15 protein-coding genes and 2 pseudogenes are annotated in these 19,519 nt (G+C 57.7%); 12 read left to right on the top strand and 5 right to left on the bottom strand.

The features are described 5' to 3' along the window. Position 1: 1 nt before the first annotated feature. Complete coding sequence (locus ACWPW2_RS09600; protein ID WP_454122686.1) at positions 2–1,420, bottom strand: SrfA family protein; 1,419 nt, start codon at positions 1,418–1,420, stop codon at positions 2–4. Positions 1,421–1,700: 280 nt separating this feature from the next. Here ACWPW2_RS09600 and ACWPW2_RS09595 point away from each other — a divergent pair, with 280 nt between their 5' ends. Both ACWPW2_RS09595 and ACWPW2_RS09590 read left to right on the top strand, forming a co-directional pair. Beyond that, positions 1,701–3,299, top strand: coding sequence for an ABC transporter substrate-binding protein (locus ACWPW2_RS09595; RefSeq protein ID WP_454122684.1), 1,599 nt, complete (start codon positions 1,701–1,703; stop codon positions 3,297–3,299). A 9-nt stretch (positions 3,300–3,308) separates the two neighbouring features. Next, positions 3,309–3,542, top strand: a complete 234-nt coding sequence (locus tag ACWPW2_RS09590) for a YdcY family protein (RefSeq protein ID WP_023478778.1) — start codon at positions 3,309–3,311, stop codon at positions 3,540–3,542. Positions 3,543–3,586: 44 nt separating this feature from the next. Here the strand turns inward: ACWPW2_RS09590 and ACWPW2_RS09585 are convergent, their stop codons facing one another. Together ACWPW2_RS09585 and ACWPW2_RS09580 are read right to left on the bottom strand one after the other, a co-directional pair. Continuing rightward, on the bottom strand, positions 3,587–4,036 hold the full coding sequence (locus ACWPW2_RS09585; protein ID WP_454122682.1) for a DMT family transporter: 450 nt from the start codon (positions 4,034–4,036) through the stop codon (positions 3,587–3,589). Continuing rightward, positions 4,033–4,551, bottom strand: a complete 519-nt coding sequence (locus tag ACWPW2_RS09580; protein ID WP_312117604.1) for a GNAT family N-acetyltransferase — start codon at positions 4,549–4,551, stop codon at positions 4,033–4,035. The genes ACWPW2_RS09585 and ACWPW2_RS09580 overlap by 4 nt, the downstream gene beginning before the upstream one ends. 37 nt (positions 4,552–4,588) lie before the next feature. Between ACWPW2_RS09580 and ACWPW2_RS09575 the strand changes: the two genes are divergently transcribed. From ACWPW2_RS09575 to ACWPW2_RS09560, 4 genes are all read left to right on the top strand, one after another. Continuing rightward, entirely contained in the window at positions 4,589–5,164 is a 576-nt protein-coding gene (locus ACWPW2_RS09575) for a helix-turn-helix domain-containing protein (protein WP_023478637.1), read from the top strand. A 67-nt stretch (positions 5,165–5,231) separates the two neighbouring features. Next, positions 5,232–6,269 (top strand): NADP-dependent oxidoreductase, encoded by a 1,038-nt coding sequence (locus tag ACWPW2_RS09570; protein WP_454122679.1) that lies wholly within the window; start codon positions 5,232–5,234, stop codon positions 6,267–6,269. Positions 6,270–6,523: 254 nt separating this feature from the next. Next, the gene (locus ACWPW2_RS09565; protein ID WP_042716634.1) at positions 6,524–7,180 is read left to right on the top strand and encodes a GntR family transcriptional regulator; all 657 of its coding nucleotides are present in this window, start codon (positions 6,524–6,526) and stop codon (positions 7,178–7,180) included. A 192-nt stretch (positions 7,181–7,372) separates the two neighbouring features. Continuing rightward, positions 7,373–9,298, top strand: a complete 1,926-nt coding sequence (locus ACWPW2_RS09560) for a methyl-accepting chemotaxis protein (RefSeq protein WP_454122676.1) — start codon at positions 7,373–7,375, stop codon at positions 9,296–9,298. Positions 9,299–9,362: 64 nt separating this feature from the next. Here ACWPW2_RS09560 and pqqU read toward each other — a convergent pair whose 3' ends face one another. Continuing rightward, a complete protein-coding gene (gene pqqU, locus ACWPW2_RS09555; RefSeq protein WP_454122674.1) occupies positions 9,363–11,477 on the bottom strand; it encodes a TonB-dependent receptor PqqU in 2,115 nt (704 codons plus the stop codon). Positions 11,478–11,742: 265 nt separating this feature from the next. Between pqqU and yncE the strand changes: the two genes are divergently transcribed. Further along, positions 11,743–12,804, top strand: a complete 1,062-nt coding sequence (gene yncE, locus ACWPW2_RS09550; RefSeq protein WP_454122672.1) for a 7-bladed beta-propeller protein YncE — start codon at positions 11,743–11,745, stop codon at positions 12,802–12,804. 41 nt (positions 12,805–12,845) lie between these two features. On the opposite strand, the gene ACWPW2_RS09545 is transcribed toward yncE, so the two are convergent. After that, positions 12,846–13,592 carry a metallophosphoesterase gene (locus ACWPW2_RS09545; RefSeq protein WP_454122670.1) on the bottom strand — a complete coding sequence of 249 codons (747 nt, stop codon included), beginning with the start codon at positions 13,590–13,592 and terminating at the stop codon, positions 12,846–12,848. Between the two features lie 105 nt (positions 13,593–13,697). Here ACWPW2_RS09545 and bla point away from each other — a divergent pair, with 105 nt between their 5' ends. The 5 genes and pseudogenes from bla (at position 13,698) to treY (ending at position 19,484) form a co-directional block, all read left to right on the top strand. Then, the gene (bla, locus tag ACWPW2_RS09540) at positions 13,698–14,567 is read left to right on the top strand and encodes a class A beta-lactamase (RefSeq protein ID WP_454122668.1); all 870 of its coding nucleotides are present in this window, start codon (positions 13,698–13,700) and stop codon (positions 14,565–14,567) included. A gap of 47 nt (positions 14,568–14,614) precedes the next feature. Continuing rightward, a pseudogene (locus tag ACWPW2_RS09535) lies at positions 14,615–14,815 on the top strand (hypothetical protein); the annotation flags it as partial. A 62-nt stretch (positions 14,816–14,877) separates the two neighbouring features. Further along, positions 14,878–15,072: pseudogene (locus ACWPW2_RS09530) on the top strand (formate dehydrogenase cytochrome b556 subunit); the annotation flags it as partial. Between the two features lie 117 nt (positions 15,073–15,189). Further along, on the top strand, positions 15,190–16,977 hold the full coding sequence (treZ, locus tag ACWPW2_RS09525; RefSeq protein WP_454122666.1) for a malto-oligosyltrehalose trehalohydrolase: 1,788 nt from the start codon (positions 15,190–15,192) through the stop codon (positions 16,975–16,977). Between the two features lie 41 nt (positions 16,978–17,018). Continuing rightward, positions 17,019–19,484, top strand: a complete 2,466-nt coding sequence (gene treY, locus ACWPW2_RS09520) for a malto-oligosyltrehalose synthase (RefSeq protein ID WP_454123619.1) — start codon at positions 17,019–17,021, stop codon at positions 19,482–19,484. Positions 19,485–19,519: the final 35 nt, after the last annotated feature.

Genomic DNA, 19,519 nt, shown 5'->3' with positions numbered 1-19,519 from the left:
ATCAATCACCTGTGTTTCTGAACGTCACCGGAACGGTGGTTTTTGCGTCAAAACGCGCGCTGCACTCCGCCACGTCGTTGGTGCCTGCTTTACAGGAAATATCCGGCATCGGGTAGCGCGTCCCGTCGCTGCAACGCGCATTACCGCGGCTCTTGATCAGCAACTCGCCCGTCTGATGCAGGCCGGAGAAGAGATCGGCGCGACAGGTGACGTTCTTGCCCATCACAATGCGGGCGCTGCCTTTATTATTCTGAATCTGATAACGCACGTTCGGCGCTTTGCCAGTGACCGGATCTTTAATATCCATCGCCAGTCGCCAGGTGCCGTTGAGGAATTTGGTCGAGCCCATTTTGACCTGCTGGGCATCCATTACCATTGCCCCTTTCGGGATTGGCATAATCACCACCGGCTCGTTTTCCGCCGGTTTCTCTGCCGGGGCTTTCTCTTCAGCCGGTAATACCGCGGCCTGGTGCAGCGGCAGATTGGCTGACAGGGCCGGGATCGGTTCCGCCTCAATCGGCTTCGGTGCAATGGCGACCGGTTTTGCCGGCTCGGCAACCGGCGCGGAAGCAGTTTCTACTTTCTGCTGCTGTTGTTTGAGCACAACCGGCACGGCAACGGCGGCGGCAACAGCGGCGGCTAACGGCAGCAGCCACAGCGCGGTGCGGCGACGTTTTTTCGTTTTCGGTGCGGGCGCAGTGGCGGCGGGCTCTTTCGCCGGAGCAGGCTCCTGATCGGCATCCTGCACCGCCTGATAGATCGGCGCGACATTCATCGGCTGCGGTTTAACCGGCGGCGGGGTAGTTAAGAGCGGGGCATCGGCCTGGCTGAAGCTCGCTTCCGCTGCAGGTTCACTCTGCGCTTCTTTTTCCGGCTCTGGCTCAGGTTGCGGCTCTGGCTCCGGTTCCGGCTCGATAATGATCTCCGGCACTTCCGGCTCAGGCTCGTAGAGACACTCAAGCACATTTTCGCGCGCGCTTTCATTAAGATTGACGAAGCCCCAGAAGGTGATGACCGGTTTGCCATCAACGAGGAAAACATGGTTTTCGCCGGGGAATTGCAGCGCTTTTTCCAGCAGCGAACCGAAGAGTTGCTGGGCGGTTTTGGGCGACTGCATACATTTACGGCTCAGGGCGGCCGCACTGTCGAGCGTGCTTTCGAGAAAGCGCAGGGCGCGGGCGCGCGCCTCCGGCTCAGCCGCTTTCCATGAGCGGGAGTGTCCGTCGATGGGCGAGTACCAGTCGACGCGATCGCCTTCATCATTAACCTGCGGTATTGCCAGGCAATCCACTAACGCCTGCTGTTTACGCAGACGCAGCGCTTCCCGAATTTGTAGTGCCGAATCGAATACGGCCTGACCGCCGCCGCCAACGGCCTGGAAATCATCCAGATCGCCGCTGCGCAAGAGTGTTTTTGCCACGTTTTCATCCCATAGACTTCTTCACGCGTCTACTATACGCGTTCCCGCCGCCAGTAAAAGGCAGAGGAAAGCGCAAAACCATTGAATTCTCGACGCATTGAGCGCATCGAGACCTTATGACGGTCAAAATACGCCCTACAGTAAATTTTCTTATTAAGCATGGTGGATATTTCAGCAAAAACAACCGCTTTAGCATAACTTGATAGAGATTGGTTATTTGCCAGTTCGCCCGGCCTGTGCTGAGATTACCACTCCATATAAAAATAGAAGGCTCCTGCATATGACCACAGGGAAAACACTGCTCGCGCTGGCGTTGAGCACACTCTTACCGGCAAGCGCCGCGTTTGCGGCTTCCAACGACACACTGATCTACTGCTCCGAAGCCTCACCGGAGTCCTTCAACCCGCAAATTGCCAGCTCCGGCCCGTCGTTTGTCGCCAGCTCGCAGGTGCTTTATAACCGCCTGGTCACCTTCGATCCGGTAAAAAACACTCCGGTACCGTCACTGGCAACGGAGTGGAAAGTCTCCGACGATGGCAAAACCTGGACCTTTACGCTGCGCCAGGGCGTCAAATTCAACAGCAACAAATATTTCAAACCGACGCGCGACTTTAATGCCGATGACGTCATCTTCTCCGTGATGCGCCAGATGGATGCCAAACATCCGTACCACAACGTCTCAAAAGGCAACTACGAATACTTCACCGATGTCGGGCTGGATAAGCTGATTAAAGAGGTGAAGAAGGTCGATGATTACCACGTTCAGTTCGTGCTCAATGAACCGAACGCCGCCTTCCTTGCCGACTGGGGAATGGATTTTGCCTCGATTCTTTCGGCCGAGTATGCCGACGCGATGCTGAAAAAAGGCACGCCGGAGAATGTTGATAACTGGCCAATCGGAACCGGCCCCTACGCCTTGCAGCAGTACAAAACCGATGCGCTGATCCGCTATATCGCTAACCCGAACTACTGGGATGGCCCGGTGCCGACTAAGCACCTGATCTTCTCCATCACCCCGGATGTGCAGACGCGTCTGGCGAAACTGCAAACCAACGAGTGCCAGATTATTCCCGCCCCGGCCCCAGTGCAGTTTGAGCAGATCAAAAAGAATAAAGATTTAACTCTTCACACGGTTGAAGCGCTGAACGTCGGCTATCTGGCGTTTAACACCGAGAAAAAACCGTTTGATAACGTGCTGGTGCGCCAGGCGCTGAACTACGCCACCGATAAAAAAGCGATTGTGAATGCCGTGTTCCTGGGCTCCGCCAGCGTGGCGAAATCGCCGCTGCCGCCAAACATGCTCGGCTATAACAAAGACCTGCCGGAGTACAGCTACGATCCTGAGAAAGCGAAAGCACTGCTGAAACAGGCGGGGCTGGAGAAGGGCTTTGAGGCGACGCTCTGGTCAATGCCGGTGCAGCGCCCCTATAACCCGAACTCGCGCCGTATCGCCGAGATGATCCAGAGCGACTGGGCGAAAGTGGGCGTGAAAGCGAAGATTGTCTCCTACGAGTGGGGCGAGTACCTTTCCGGCATGCGCAAAGGCGAGCACGACACCGCGCTGTTTGGCTGGATGTCCGATAATGGCGATCCCGATAACTTCGCCGATACGCTGCTCGGCTGCGACAGCGTGAAGACCGGCTCCAACGCCGCGCGCTGGTGTGACAAGCCTTACGACGAGCTGGTGAAAAAAGCGAAGCTGGTCAGCGATCCGGCTGAGCGCGCGAAACTCTACGGCCAGGCGCAGGAGATTTTCTATAAGCAGGCACCGTGGATCCCGCTGGCAAACGGCAAAACCTTCTACGCGACGCGCAGCAACGTCACCGGCTACAGCGTCAGCCTGATGGGCAGTGATTTTTCCAAAGCGAAGCTGAATTAAGGAGAGCGTATGTCACATCTTGATGAGGTTACCGCCCGCGTCGATGCCGCCATTGCCGACGGGGCAATCATCGGCATGAACGAACTGCTGGTTATCCTGAGCGATGATGGCGAACTGAGCCGCGAAGCGCGTTACGAGCAGCAGCAGCGCCTGCGTAACGCCATCGCCCATCATGGACGCCAGCATAAAGAGGATGCGGAAGCGCGGCGCGAGCAGCTCACCAAAGGTGGCGAGATTCTCTGATAGTGCACTGACAAAACGGGCCAAATGGCCCGTTTTTTTATTCCTCAAAACTGTCGCCGGGCGACCAGCCAGGCCCCGATCACCAGTAACACCGCGCCGCATACCGGGCCAATCAATGCCCGCAGCGCCACGCCTTCGCTCTTCACCACATCCATCACCAGGCCGCCGATAAGCTGACTGGCGATCAGCACGGCGATGGTGGTTGCCGCGCCGACATTTTGATAGCCGCTGATGCTGGCGAAAACAAAGAAGGAGCCGAGCAGGCCGGGGATCAGCGTCCACCATTTGACGCTGGCAACCAGCTCCTGAAAGCCACCAACGCCCTGTTTGATGAGCAGAATAGAGACAAACAGCACAATGCCGACCAGCGAGTTGAGCAGCATGGCGATCAGAATGGTGGAGGAGGACTGGGTAATGCGCACCATCAGCGTGTTCTGGATAACCAGCCCAATACCGGCGGCAACCAGAAAAGCGAGGGTCAGGGACTGGTTCATGCCGGGGCGTCCGGATCGGTGCGGTTATCGAGCTGAAGCTGCATAAAGGTGAGATCCAGCCAGCGGCCAAACTTGGTGCCGACCTGCGGCATCTGCCCGGTAATGGTAAAGCCGAGCTTCTGATGGAGATGGATCGAACCCTGGTTTTGCGCTTCGATACCGGCAACCATCACATGTTTACCGATGCGCCTCGCTTCCTCAATCAGCCGCACCATCAGCGCCAGACCAAGGCCTTTGCCCTGGTGATCCGGGTGGACATAAACTGAGTGTTCAACCGTGTGGCGAAAGCCGTCGAACGCGCGCCAGTCGCCGAAGGAGGCGTAGCCCGTGACAACGCCATCCTCTTCGCTCACAATCACCGGATAGCCGAGCAGGGCGCGCGCCTCAAACCACGCAATGCGGTTATCGGCATCCACCGTTTGATCATTCCAGATCGCCGCCGTATTGATCACGGCGTGGTTATAAATAGCGGCAATCGCCGCGCAATCCTCTTTCACGGCATAACGAATCGACATGGTTGAACCCCTGATCTGTACACTATAGTATGACGTTATGAATACTATCTCAGACAATATAAATCAACGGATCAGTGCGCGAATTCGCCTTGAGCGCGAGTCACGCGGCTGGTCGCTGACGGAGCTCGCCGAACGCGCAGGCGTGTCGCGGGCGATGATCCACAAAATCGAGCGGGCAGAGAGCAGCCCGACGGCAACGCTGCTGGCGCGCATCTGCGGCGCGTTTGCCATTAGTATGTCGACGCTGATTGCCCGCGCCGAGATGCAGGAGGGCAAACTGCTACGCTTCGCCAGCCAGCCGGTGTGGCGCGATCCGCAAACCCACTATCTGCGCCGCCATGTCTCGCCGCGCAGCGACCTGCCAATCGATCTCGTGCAGATTGAGCTGCCGCCCGGCAGCGATATCCCGATGCCTGCCTCCTCTTATGCGCTGGCGCGTCAGCTTATCTGGTTACAGGAGGGCAGCCTGGTGTTTCTTGAAGGCGAGACGCGCCATGAGATGCAGCCTGGGGATTGTCTGGAATTGGGCCCGCCGAACGACTGCCGATTTATCAACGAAACCCTTGCGCCGTGCCGTTATCTGGTGGTGCGCCTCAACCATGCCGCCACGTAATGCCAACGCGCGGGGGACGTTAACCGTCTACTATCATTAGTTAGTCCATACTGCACAGGAGAGCAAAATGAACCAACATTCACACCGCAACCGCCGCTGGGTACTGGCTTCGCGTCCGCATGGCGCGCCAACCACAGAGAATTTCCGGCTGGAGGAGGATGAGGTCGCCTCACCGGGCGAAGGCCAGGTGCTGCTGCGCACGGTCTATCTCTCTCTCGATCCCTATATGCGCGGACGCATGAGCGACGCGCCATCCTACTCGCCGCCGGTAAAAATCGGTGAAGTGATGTGCGGCGGCACCGTCAGCCGCGTCGTCAAATCGCAGCACCCGGACTTCGCCGAGGGCGACTGGGTTCTCGCCGGTAGCGGCTGGCAGGATTACGACATCGCCAGCGGTGACGATCTGGTGAAACTCGACAGCAACATTCCGCACCCGTCCTGGGCGCTGGGTATTCTTGGCATGCCGGGCTTTACCGCCTATATGGGCTTGCTGGATATCGGCCAGCCGAAAGCGGGCGAAACGCTGGTGGTTGCCGCAGCTACCGGGCCAGTTGGCGCAACGGTTGGTCAGATTGGTAAAATCAAAGGTTGTCGCGTAGTCGGTGTTGCGGGCGGCAGCGAGAAGTGTCGCCATGCCGTGGAAGTGCTCGGTTTTGATGAGTGTATCGATCACCATGCCGACGATTTTAGCGACCGTCTGGCGAAGGCCTGCCCGCAGGGCATCGATATTTACTATGAGAACGTCGGCGGCAAAGTATTCGATGCCGTGCTGCCGTTATTAAATACCTCGGCACGCATTCCGCTCTGTGGTCTGGTGAGCGATTATAACGCTACCGACCTTCCGGAAGGCCCGGATCGCGTTCCATTATTAATGGCGACGATTCTGAAGAAGCGTATTCGGTTGCAGGGGTTTATTATCATGCAGGATTATGGTCACCGGCTGCATGAATTCCAGCAGGAGATGGCAAGCTGGCTGAAACAGGATCGCATTCATTACCGTGAGCAGGTAACGGAGGATCTTGAGCAGGCACCAGAGGCGTTTATCGGCCTACTCGAAGGGAAAAACTTCGGCAAAGTTGTAGTAAAAGTAGCCTCAGAAAACTAAATAAAAAAATGGCGGTAAAAACCGCCATTTTAAATTGGGCATTTTTGTGAAAAACAGCTTTAATTATACATGCATAAGGAATTGTTGACCTTGTGGAGGCAGTTCCTGGTGGTCGTGCATAATAAATAACTTTTTGTTCTAACTTTACGCAATAACCCAATACCAGGCATGCACTTATAAAATATATCTTTAGGCATAACCATATGGACACGCTACCAGGCTGAGAAAATAAAGAATTTATACAGGATGCAAACATGCTTGATTTGGAGAAAGCGCAGCGAACGAGTCTTACCATGCAGGTCGAGGCAAGTTTAAAGAGTGCGCTTATTGTCGGTGCCCTGAGACCCGGCGCCAGACTCATCACGAAGGAAATCGCCGATCAGCTGGGTACGAGCATTACCCCGGTTCGTGAAGCGTTGCTGCGATTGGTTTCCGCAGGTGCGCTGCATGCCACACCGGCGCAGGCTTTTCTCGTGCCGGAGGTCAGTGCGGAACGCTATAACGAAATCAATCAGATTCGTAAAAACCTCGAAGGCATGGCCGCGCGAGCTGCCAGCCAGAATATGACCAGCGATAAGCTGCGCGAGCTGCGTACGCTGGCAATTAATGTTGATGAAGCGATGAAAAGCGGCAACACCGAGCAGGCGTTACAGGCCAATCGTGTGTTTCGTTTTAGCGTCTATGCCCACGCCGGCATGCCTACGCTTAGCGCTTTAATTGAGCAGCTATGGGTGCGAATTGGCCCTTGCTATAACTACTTATATCCGTCATCTGAGCATCTGATGCGCGTGCAGCATTACCACGATCTGCTCTGTGCATTAGAAGAGGGCGATGCTTTTGCCAGTGAGCGCGCCGTGTGGCGAGCCATTGATGAAGGCTCAACCATTGTGCACAGACAATTTGAACGCTAAGTGATAATTCTCTGACTCAATAATTTCATGAGAAATATTGATGCACCCCGGTAATAATTTGCGAATGGGGCGCATCAATATCACACTTTTTATCTATAACCTCTCCGCTACCTGAATCCGCTTATTTTCCTGCCGATAACTTGTCGCGTGCGCAGTCGGGCACTCACTATGGACGTTAGACAAGGGGAAAAAATGTCAATTAGCCAACGGGTAAGCAATATAAAAATTAGTCGAAAGCTGTCGGTCGGATTCGGGGTAGTTCTTTTTCTGGTCGCGTTTGCCACCATTCTCAGCGTGCTGCGCTTTAAAGAAATTCGCGACGTCTATGAAAAAACAAATTTGATGTACAACATCAATATTGAAGTATTCCAGGCAAAAATTAATCGGCTGAAATATTTTTATGGCGATGATAAATCAGGCCAGGTGATGGCGAACTATGTCCGTCACGCCTCCGAACTGACCGCAAGCGCCGACGCGCTCAGCTGGTCAAGCAACGAACGTAAAATTATTAATGATGTTGCCCGCAATTTAGCGACCTTTCAGGCCAGCATTGGCGAGATGCAAAAAGCGACCGCCGACCTGCGCACCCTGCGTGAAAACCTCGATAAACTGAGCACGGAAGATCTCTCTGCCCGCTATACCACGCTGGTGCGCACCCCGGTGGCCGACCCGGCGGTAATGGCGCAAATCTACGAGCAACTTTTTGCCATCAGCAGCGTGCGCGATGCAGCGCTGGTCGTGCGTTATAGCCCGGACCCAGCCACGCGCGATCGCCTTGAGCAGCAGTTCGCCGCCACCGCAAGCCACGTGCAGGCGCTGAACAGCCAGTTGCCGGGCGAGCTGCAAGCGCCGTTGCAAGCTATCTGGGACAACACCGTTAGCTATCGCAGCCAGGCGCTGAACTACTTTACCGCCTGGCAGGCACTGAAAGCGGCGGAAGATAAAGTCAAAGTGGGCGGCGACGCCAGCAGCGCCTCGCTGCGTGACATTATCGCGCTGGTGAAAGCGCACAACGAAGAGCTGGCCTACACCTCCAGTTCGATTACCGCCATTACCGGCGCGATTGCCATTCTGCTCGGCATGCTGGTCTCCTGGTGGGTGATTCGCCAAATCACCCGGCCGGTTCACCGCAACCTGGCGCTGGCAGAACGCATTGCCAGCGGCGATCTGAGCTCACAAATTCGCGCGCAAAGCCGCGACGAGCTGGGGCAGTTAACCGGCGCGATGGGACGGATGAATGACCGGCTGCGCGATATGATCCATGAAGTGCGCAACAGCGTTACGCAGCTCTCCCGTGCGGCAACCGAGATTGCCGATGGCAACACCGATCTCTCGTCGCGCACCGAACAGCAGGCCGCTGCGGTAGTGCAAACCGCCGCCAGCATGGAGCAGTTAACGGCCACGGTGAAAAACAACGCCGATAACGCGCGCAACGCCAGCAGCCTGGCGGCGCAGGCGTCGAAAACGGCCAGTGAAGGCGGGACGGTGATGCGCCAGGTGGTGGATACGATGGGCGATATCAACACCAGTTCGAATAAGATTGCCGACATTACCGCGGTGATTAACAGCATTGCCTTTCAGACCAATATTCTGGCGCTGAACGCGGCGGTGGAAGCGGCAAGGGCGGGCGAGCAGGGGCGCGGTTTCGCGGTGGTTGCTGGTGAAGTCCGTAGCTTGTCCCAGCGCAGTTCGCAGGCGGCGAAAGATATCGAACAGCTGATCAACGAATCGGTTTCGCGCATCAATATTGGCAGCAAACTGGTGGTCAAAGCGGGCGAGACGATGGATCAGGTGGTGCAGTCGGTTACGCGCGTCAACGATATTATGGGCGAGATCTCCTCCGCTTCAGAAGAGCAGAGCCGCGGCATTGAGCAGATTGCCCGCGCGGTCGGCGAGCTTGACAGCACAACCCAACAGAACGCCTCGCTGGTAAGCGAATCCTCCTCCGCCGCGGGTTCGCTGGAGGAGCAGGCGCGCCTGCTGGAAGAGCTGGTTGCCGCATTCCGTCTCGCCAGTGATGAGGTAAAACCGGCGAAAGTTAAGGGCGGTAAAAGCACGCTTATCCCGCCAACACCGCGTGCAGCGGCACTCGCCGAAGAGGGCTGGACCACCTTTTGATGGCCTGAAGCGATAAAAAAGCCCGGCGCATGATGGCCGGGCTTTTTATTGCCTGCGGTGTAGATTAATTAAACTGGTAGGCCACCGATAAGCCAACGCCGTAGTTACGCCCCGGAGCCGGTTCGTAGTAACGGTTGTTGGATTCGTTGACGATCACCGACCCGACATAGTTGCGGTCGAAGAGGTTATCAACGCGGCCAAAGAGATCCATCATCCAGTTGCCATAGTTGAACTTATACCCGGTATTCAGCCCGGCGACGGTGTAGGAAGGGGCTTTGGCGCTGTTCTCATCATTAGCCATGATGTTGCTCATATAACGCACATCAGCCCCGGCATACCAGCCTTCCTCCGGCATCCAGCCGAGTGAAGCAAAGCCCATATTGCGCGCGATGCCCGGAATGCGGTTGTCTTTGCAGGAAGCGTCACCACACACTTCGCTGCGGTAGGTAGCGTCCAGCCAGGTCCAGGCCGCTTTCGCGCGCCAGTTACCGGCGAACTGCTGATCGACAGAGAGTTCAACGCCCTGGCGACGCGTTTTCCCGGCGTTTTTATAGCTGGTGCGCCCGCCGCTGCTGCTGTCGGCAACGATTTCATTATCGGTATCGGTGCGGAACAGCGCCGCCGTCAGCAGACCGTTACCGATGCGGGTTTTGCTGCCGATCTCCAGCGTGTCGTTGGTGGCCGGTTTCAGCGCGAAGTTCAGCCCGCTCTGATCGCCGGAGCGGTAAGAGAGCTCGTTGATGGTCGGCGTTTCAAAACCGCGCCCGGCGGCGGTGTAGATATTCCATGCCGGGGTGACGGCATATTTCAGCGAGGCGGCCGGGAGCCACTTGTGGTAGCTCGCATCACCGCTGTCATCGCCATTCTGCGCGGTCACATAGTGGTCGTTGGAATCAAACCAGACTGAGCTATAGCGCACGCCCGCATCCAGAGAGAGTTTCTCAGTAAGCTGCCAGGCGGTTTGCAGATAGGGATCGACGTTCCACATCAGGTTGCGCTCGTTACGACGCAGGTTGCCTTTCTGCCCGTACTCCGGCGTGGCGCCACTCATGATGAAGTTTTCGTAGCCTTTACGCTCTTCACTCATGTTTTCGTAGTTCAGCCCGGCGGTGAAGGTCATCGGCACGCCCAGTTCGCCTTTGTGCGTCCAGCGCGTATCAATGCCCTGGTAGTGGCGGCTCAGGTTGATCACTCCGCCAGCATGAGTCGGTTTGAGCTGCGGCGCGCGGGGGATGGACTGGTACTGCGTGGTTTCGCGCTCACCGGCATACATCATCACGCTCAGATCGTCGCGCTCGGTCAGTTGACGCTCATAGCGCAGGCCCGCCTGGGTCTGTTTGATGGTTTTGCGCGTGTGAAACGCATCGGCGCGCGGCGACTGGCGCGGATTGGCCCGCCACTCTTCGCGGCTCAGCCCGCCCGCATCGTCCGCTTTAATATCGACGCTGTTAAAGATGAGGTTCAGTTTGCTGGCCTCATCGATGCGCACGCCCAGTTTGGCGTTAGCCAGATTTTTGCGCGCACCGCTGCGGTCGCGATAGCCGTGGGTAACAAAGCGGGTGGTCGAGGCGGTGTAATCCACATCTCCCGCGTGGGTGCCGTCGCCCATTGCGCCGGTGGCTTTCATGCCATAGCGCCAGCTGCCAAAGCTGCCGTAATAGCTGCTCGCTTCCACGGTGGCCGGTTCGCGCCCGGTCTGCGTCGTCACGTTCATCACGCCGCCAGAAGCATTGCCGTAGAGAGCAGAGAAGGGGCCGCGCAGCACATCAATATGCTCGACGCTGTTGAGATCGATATTCGAGGTCTGCCCCTGTCCATCCGGCATGGTGGCGGGAATACCATCGACATAGAGGCGAATACCGCGCACGCCATAGGTTGAGCGCGAACCAAACCCGCGAATAGAAAGTTGCAGATCCTGGGCGTAGTTCTGGCGGTTTTGCACCTGTAACCCCGGCACGCTGCCCATTGATTCAGAGAGGTTCACGCGCGGCGCGGCCTGGCGAATATCATCGCCCTGAACCACGCTGACGGCGGCGGGGCTATCCAGCTCCGAGACCGCCTGCGGCGCAGCGCTGACGATCATGGTTTGTTCACCAGAGGCCGCCCAGGCGGAGGTAGAGAGTGCAACAGGCAGCAGCAAAACGGGCAGCGTGACCTTTGTAACTGAAATGATTTTCATGACGGAACCGAGTTGAAAGAGGAGCAAAAAAAGAAAAATGCGGCAACATGTTAATGGATATGTAAATTTTTTGAAAATGTTGAACGCACGTTAGGTTAAGAATGAGCGTACAGCGCGACAGAAATTTTGCCACACCCGGCGATTAAGGCTCCACTTTATGAACATTAATGATTACTATTCTCACCTACAACAACAAACGAAACCACAGTTTCGTGCACTGGACGCATGTGAAAACGTAATCATCATTTCAACAAAGGGAGTCGTTATGTCTTTAGCTCAATTTTCCCCGTCGCGCCTGCACCGCGCGCTGTTCCTCGGTTCGCTGCTGCTGGCAGGCTCATTCAGTGCCCACGCTGCCGAAGAGATGCTGCGCAAAGCGGTCGGTAAGGGTGCGTATGAGATGGCCGTCAGCCAGCAGGAGAACGCCTTATGGGTTGCCACCTCGCAAAGCCGCAAAACCGACAAAGGCGGGGTGATCTATCGCCTCGATCCGGCCAACCTTGATATCACCCAGGCCATTCACAGCGATGTGAAACCGTTTGGCGCGGCGATCAACCAGCAGACGCAGACGCTCTGGTTCGGCAATACGGTGAATGGTTCAGTCACCGCCGTCGATGCAAAAACCGGCGATATTAAAGGCCACGTAGTGCTTGATGCGCGTAAACGCTCCGACACGGTGCGTCCGCTTAGCCCACGCGAACTGGTAGTAGATGACACCACCAATACCGTTTACGTTACCGGCGTGGGTAATGAGAGCGCGATCTGGGTAATTGACGGCGCGGCGATGACGCTGAAAAACACGATCGCCAACACCGGCACATACAGCACCGGTCTGGCGCTGGATGCAGCCGCGAAACGCCTTTACAGCACCAACGGCGATGGCGAACTGCTGACCATTGATACCGCGACTAACAAGATCATCGACCGCAAGAAGTTGCAGGATGACGGAAAAGAGCACTTCTACCTCAACCTGAGCCTTGATATCGCCGGTCACCGCGCCTTTATCACCGACTCGAAAGCGGCGGAAGTACTGGTTGTCGATACCCGCTCCGGCAAGGTACAGCAACGCATCGCCGCACCGGAATCGCTGGCGGTGCTGTTTAACCCGGCGCGCAACGAAGTCTATGTCACGCACCGCGAGGCGGGCAAAGTCAGCGTTATCGATGCGAAGAGCTACAAGGTCGTGAAGACCTTCGACACGCCGACGCATCCGAACAGCCTGGCGCTATCGCCGGACGGCAAGACGCTCTACGTCAGCGTAAAACAGGCGTCGAGCCGCGAAAAAGAGGCCACCCAGCCGGACGATATCATTCGTATCGCGCTGTAACAGCCAGATGCAAAAAAGCTCCCTGCGGGGAGCTTTTTTTATCACCGATCCTCAACCGTTTCGACGCCGATAAAATGGCTGACACGCCCCAGCGGGCCGATGTCGTGAAGCATCAGCGAAACCGGATCGGTTATCGGCGGAACGTTTTTCTCATCCAGCAGCAGCGGATTCGCCGGGCAGATGGAGCCGCAGCAGTAGGCAGCCACGCCAGCGAAGGTCGCTGCCATCGCGCGGTGTACATGCCCGCAGCAAATCGCCAGCGGCGCGTGCGGCAGGCGGTGAATCAGCGCCGCCAGTGCCTTGTCGCCTTCGCACATTGCAATATCCAGCGGCGCAATACCGCTCGGGAAGGGGTGCTGATGCAAAAACAGCATCGCCGGTTGCGACGACTCGCGCAAAGCCTGCTCCAGCCACGGCAGATGGGGCGTAATATCGCCGCCGCTCTTCCCGGCAACCGTCACATCCACACCAATCAGCGAAATTCCTTCAACCGTTTCATTGAAATGGAGTGGTTCATCGGCTGAATATCCCGCCAGTTGCGGCATCGTGGCGCACATCACCGCTTTATCATCGGCGTTACCCGCCAATAACAGAGCGCGGCAGGGCAACCGGCTGAGTTGTGCAGCAATATCGCGATACCCCTCAGCCCAGCCATCGTCCACCAGATCGCCGCTTACCACCACGATATCGGGCGGGAAGGCGAGAAGCCACGCAATGGCGGCACGCAGGCGGGCGAGGTTGTCATTATCCGCTGCGGCGTGAATATCGCTAAGTTGAGCAATGCGCATCGTGTCCCCGGATGAGGTGAGTTGTCACTCAGCAGTATGGCAGCGCTGCGCCATCAGGCATAATCCGGCAGATATAATATTCATTCCACGACAAGGATTATCGCTATGCATCTGCCTGCTAAATCATTTCTCGCGCTGCTGCTGCTCGGTGCGTCAGCCGCCAACGCCGCCACCATCGATTCGGCAACGCTTACCGCCATTGCCCGTTTGCAGGAGGAGAAGCTGCACGCGCGCATCGGTATTGCGGTGATCGATACCGCTTCAGGAAAGAGTGTCAGCTATCGCGGTGATGAGCGTTTTCCGCTGAACAGCACCCATAAAGCGCTGCTCTGCGGCGCGCTGCTCAGCAAGGTTGATCGGGGTGAGTTTGCCCTCAGCGACACTACGCAATTTAGCAAAGAGACGCTGGTGGACTATTCGCCGGTTACCAGTAAATTTGTCGCGCCAAAAAGCATGAGCTGGCAGCAGGTGTGCAGCGCCGCGATTGAATACAGCGATAACACCGCCGCTAATCTGGTGGCGCAGAAACTGGGCGGCCCGCAAAAAGTCACCGCCTGGTTTGCCGGTTTAGGTGACAACGTCACGCGACTGGATCGTAAAGAGCCAGAGCTGAACAGCGCCGTGCCCGGCGATTTGCAGGACACCACCACGCCGCTCGCCGTCAGCCGCACGCTGGAGAAACTGACGCTTGGCAACACGCTCAAACCCGAAAGCCGCGCGCAGCTGGTGCAGTGGATGAAGGATGACAAAGTTGCCGATGCGCTGCTGCGCGCGTCGCTGCCGTCCGGCTGGAAAATCGGTGATAAGACCGGCGCAGGTGCCCACGGTTCGCGCTCAATTATCAGCGTCGTGTGGCCGAAAAAAGGGCAGCCAATAATCGTCTCTGTCTATATTACGCAAACAGAAGCGACGCTGGCGCAAAGTAACGATGCCATTGCACGCATCGGTAAAAGCATATTTGAGGCAACGCGCTAAATAAACGGGCAGAGATAAAAGCGGCTTAAGTTAAATCTTATCTCTGCCTCGACAAGATGAACGACGGCCCGTTCCCGGAACAAAACGAACCCATCAAATTGCCGATTGGCACCAACCCGCTGCACCCGCAAGTGGTTTCCAGCCCGGTGGCAAGGATCTTTGCCAGTGACCGAAACAACATGGGCAACGCGGAAACATTTCCCTATGTCGCCACCACTTACTCGATTACCGAGCTGTTCCGCCACTGGATGATGGTGCTCGCCTTTTTCCTCAAGGCGCTCTCGGGCATCGCGCTCTTTTCCCGTCGAGCTGGTGCCTGCTGTTTCACGCTACCTCAGCGATTATTCTGCTGCTCGCCATCCTGGTGCATATCTATATGGCCTTCTGGGTGAAAGGCTCAATCACCGGAATGATTGAGGGGAGAGTGAGCCGCCGCTGGGCTAAGAAGCACCATCCGCGCTGGTACCGTGAGGTCGAAGCGCAGGAGGACAAGCAGAGACAATAACCACTATCGCCCGGTATACAGCGCTGTACCGGGCGACGTACACCGCCGACCAGCGCCCATCGGGTTGCAAATTATCGTCTATGATTGTTCATCGTGGCATCGTGGAGAGGTAATTGCATGGCGACCAAAACGTTTTCAAAAACATGGGGTGCAGAGCGACTGGCCGACGGCGCGGTTCGCTTCCGTTTGTGGGCCACCGGTCAGCAGAGCGTAACGCTGCGTCTTGACGGGCAGGAGAAGCCGATGACGCGCAGCGAAGAGGGATGGTTTGAAACCACCGTCTCCCGCGTGAACGCAGGCGCGCAGTATCAATTTGTCCTCGCCGACGGTATGGCGATCCCCGATCCCGCCTCGCGCGGCCAGCTGGCAGAGGTTAACGGCCCGTCGCTGGTTGTCGATCCTGACAGCTATCAGTGGCAACACGCTGACTGGCAGGGCCGCCCGTGGGAAGAGGCGGTGGTTTACGAATTACACATCGGCACCTTTACGCCGCAGGGCACCTTTCAGGCGGCCATCGAAAAATTACCTTATCTCGCCGAGCTTGGCGTCACCATGGTTGAGGTGATGCCGGTCTCGCAATTTGGCGGCACCCGCGGCTGGGGCTACGACGGCGTGCTGCTCTATGCGCCGCACTCCGCCTACGGCACGCCGGATGATTTCAAAGCCTTTGTTGACGCTGCCCACGGCTACGGCCTGTCGGTAGTGCTCGATATCGTGCTTAACCACTTTGGGCCGGAGGGCAACTACCTGCCGCTGCTGTCGCCCGATTTCTTCCACAAAGAGCGGCAGACGCCGTGGGGCGCGGGCATCGCGTATGATGTCGACGCCGCGCGCGCCTATATTGGCGAAGCGCCGCTCTACTGGCTGCATGAGTACAACCTCGACGGCCTGCGTTTCGACGCTATCGACCAGATTGAGGACACCAACGAGCCGCATATCCTGGTTGAGATCGCCAAACGCATTCGCCAGGAGATCACCGACCGTCCGATCCATCTCACCACCGAAGACAGCCGCAATATTGTCTCGCTGCATCCGCGCGATGAGTCCGGCACCGCCACGCTCTTTACCGGCGAGTGGAACGATGATTTCCACAATGCGGTACACGTCTTCGCCACTGGCGAGACCCATGCCTATTACGAAGATTTTGCCGACAGCCCGGAAAAATGGGTGGCGCGTGTGCTGGCAGAAGGCTTTGCCTACCAGGGCGAAGTGTCGCAGCACGCGGGCGAACCGCGCGGCGTCGACAGCACTAAACAACCGCCGGTGGCGTTTGTCGACTTTATCCAGAACCATGACCAGGTGGGCAACCGCGCGCAGGGCGATCGCCTGATCTCATTAGCCGGAGCCGATCGCACCCGCGTGATGCTCGCAACGCTGCTGCTGTCGCCGCATATTCCGCTGCTGTTTATGGGCGAAGAGTATGGCGAAACCAATCCGTTCCTCTTCTTTACCGATTTCCACGGCGATCTGGCAAAAGCGGTGCGCGAAGGGCGCACGCGCGAATTTGAAGGCCACGCCGGGCATGAAGGGGAAGATGTGCCCGATCCGAACGATCCGGAAACCTTCACCCGCTCCCAGCTCGACTGGACGCGTCCGCACAGCGTGGAAGGGCAGCGCTGGCTGGCGTTCAGCCGTGAACTGCTCGCACTGCGCCAGCAGCACATCGTGCCGCTATTGCGCGGCGCAACCCGCCAGCAGGGCGAGATTATTGCCACCGCGCCCGGTTTTATCGCCGTGCGCTGGGCGCTGCCGCAGGGCACGCTCTCCATGGCGCTGAATATCGGTACGGCCAGCCAGCCGTTACCGGAACTGCCGGGCGAAACGCTTTTTGCCTGGCCTGAGACGGGTGCCGAACTGGCGCAGAATGCCATTATCGTTCGTTTATCGCAGGGAGAAGCCGAGTGAGCACGCCAACCGCAACCTACCGCCTGCAGTTTCGTAACGGCATGACCTTTGAGCGCGCCGTAGCGCTAGTGCCCTATATCAAAAAGCTGGGCATCAGCCATCTTTATGCTTCACCGATTTTTACCGCCACTTCCGGCTCCACGCATGGATATGACGTCACCGATGCTAACGAGATCGACCCGACCCTGGGCGGTCGGGAAGGGTTCGACAAGCTGGCGCAGGCACTAAAAGCCGCCGGGCTGGGGCTGATCATTGATATCGTGCCGAACCATATGGCGGCCTCGCTGGAGAACGCCTGGTGGCGCGATGTGATTGCGAAGGGCGAAAAGAGCCCGTGGGCGCGCCATTTTGATATCGACTGGTCGCGCCGCCTGACGCTGCCGTTCCTCGGCGACGATTTTGACGCCGTGGTGGAGAAGGGCGAGCTGAAAGTGGAAGCCGACCCGCAAACCGGTAAACCGGCATTTGTCTATTACGAGAGCGTCTACCCGCTGGTGGAAGAGAGCTGGCAGGGGCGCGAGCAGGAGATTATTGGCCTGACCGATGCGGCGAAAATCGCTGAACTGCACGCGCAGCAGCCCTGGCGGCTGATGAGCTGGCGCGATGCGGCAAGCGATCTCTCCTATCGCCGCTTCTTTGAGATCACCGGCCTGGTCGGGATGCGCGTGGAAGATGATCAGGTGTTTGATGACACCCATAAACTGATCCTCGAACTGGTGCACAGCGGCGCGGTCGATGGCCTGCGCGTCGATCACGTCGACGGCCTTGCCGACCCGCGCGGTTACCTGATGCGCCTGCGGCAGAAAGCGGGCGATGACTGCCATATCACCGTTGAGAAGATCCTCGGTAAAGGTGAGCATCTGCCCGAGGACTGGCCGGTCTCCGGCACCACCGGGTATGAGTTTATCGCTGCGCTCTCCGATGTGCTGGTTGATGATGAGAATCTCGACGGCCTGCGCGAGGCCTACGATCAGGTGGTCGGCAAACCAGTCGACATGAGAGCGGAGCTGCGCTCGGCGAAGCTGCTGATGGTCGATCGTAACTTCGCCGGTGAGTTCAGCGTGCTGCTGCGGCTCGCCGGTGACATCGCCGGGCATGAAGCTTCTGCACCTGCTGAAGAGGCGCTGCGCCAGGCGTTGCGCGAGTTGCTGATTGCCTTCCCGGTCTATCGCACCTACGGCACGGCGCAGGGTCTGCCGCCTGCCGACCTGGCGCTGCTGCAAAAAGTGGTCTCGAAGGTAAAAGCCAGTAGCTTTGCTCCGGAGCCAACTGCACTCGATTTTATCACCCGCATTCTGACCGGCGATCTGCCCGACAGCGCGCGTGAAGAGGCTGCCCGTTTCCGCACCCGCTTCCAGCAACTGACCGGGCCGCTGATGGCGAAGTCGGTGGAAGATACGCTCTTTTTCCGCCAGAACATGGATCTCGCCCTTAATGAAGTGGGTGCCGAGCCGTTACGCCGTAACTTTTCTCTTGCCCGTTTCCATCAGGAGATGCAGACACGGCTTGAGAAGCAGCCCGACGCGCTCTCCGGCACCTCGACCCACGACACCAAGCGCGGGGAAGATGCGCGCGCCAGGCTCTACACCCTGACGGAAGCGCCGGCGCGCTGGGCCGAGTGCGTTACCCGCTGGCGTGAAATGAACAAAGAGAAAGTGAGCATGCTGGAGGATGGTCCTGCGCCGCGTCCGGCGGTGGCATGGATGATCTACCAGGCGCTGGCAGGCGTCTGGCCGGTGACGTTACAGCCGGACGATGCCGAAGGGCTGAAAGCGCTGGAGGGGCGTTTTGTTGAGTTTGTCGAAAAGGCGCTGCGCGAAGCGAAGCAGCGTACCGACTGGGTCGACAGCAACGATGCCTATGAAAGCGCGGTGCTGGACTACGTTCGCCACCTGCTTTCACCGGATAATCAGCCATTTTTACAGGATTTCACCACATCTTTGCTGCCATTTATCCGCGCCGGTTTGGTTAATAGTCTGACCCAGACGCTGATCAAACTGGCTGCACCGGGCGTACCGGATATCTACCAGGGCAGCGAAGCGCTCAATTTCAGCCTCGTTGACCCGGACAACCGCCTGGAGCCGGACTACCCGGAACTGGAGCGCCTGCTCGATGCCCAGGAGCACGCCGACCCGCGTTTGCAGGAGGGTTGGTCGAGCGGCCAGCTGAAGCAATCCTTTATCGCGCGCCTGCTGCACCTGCGTCAGGAGAAACCGGCACTGTTCCGCCACGGTGAGTATCTGCCGCTGAACGCTGACGGCGAGCAGGCAGATAATGTCATCGCCTTCGCGCGAGTTGACGAGGACGACGCGCTGATTGTGCTGGCACCACGCCTGCTGTTTGGCGCGCTGGATGGCAGCCTGAACGGCGCGGTGATCCCGTTACCGGAGCGGCTGGCGCATCGCCATTACCGGGATATGCTTAGCGGAGAGGATGTGTTGCTCAACGATCGCGTCAATTTGCGGTCGATTGGCGGTTTTACGTTTGCAGTACTGGTCAGCGCATAAAACGACTTTATGCGTCTGGTTGGGTTAAGTCAGGT

The sequence above is a fragment of the Kosakonia sp. Marseille-Q7440 genome (assembly GCF_965119485.1).
Note: the sequence above shows the minus strand (reverse complement) of the source record. Positions and strands in the feature narration are given on the sequence as shown.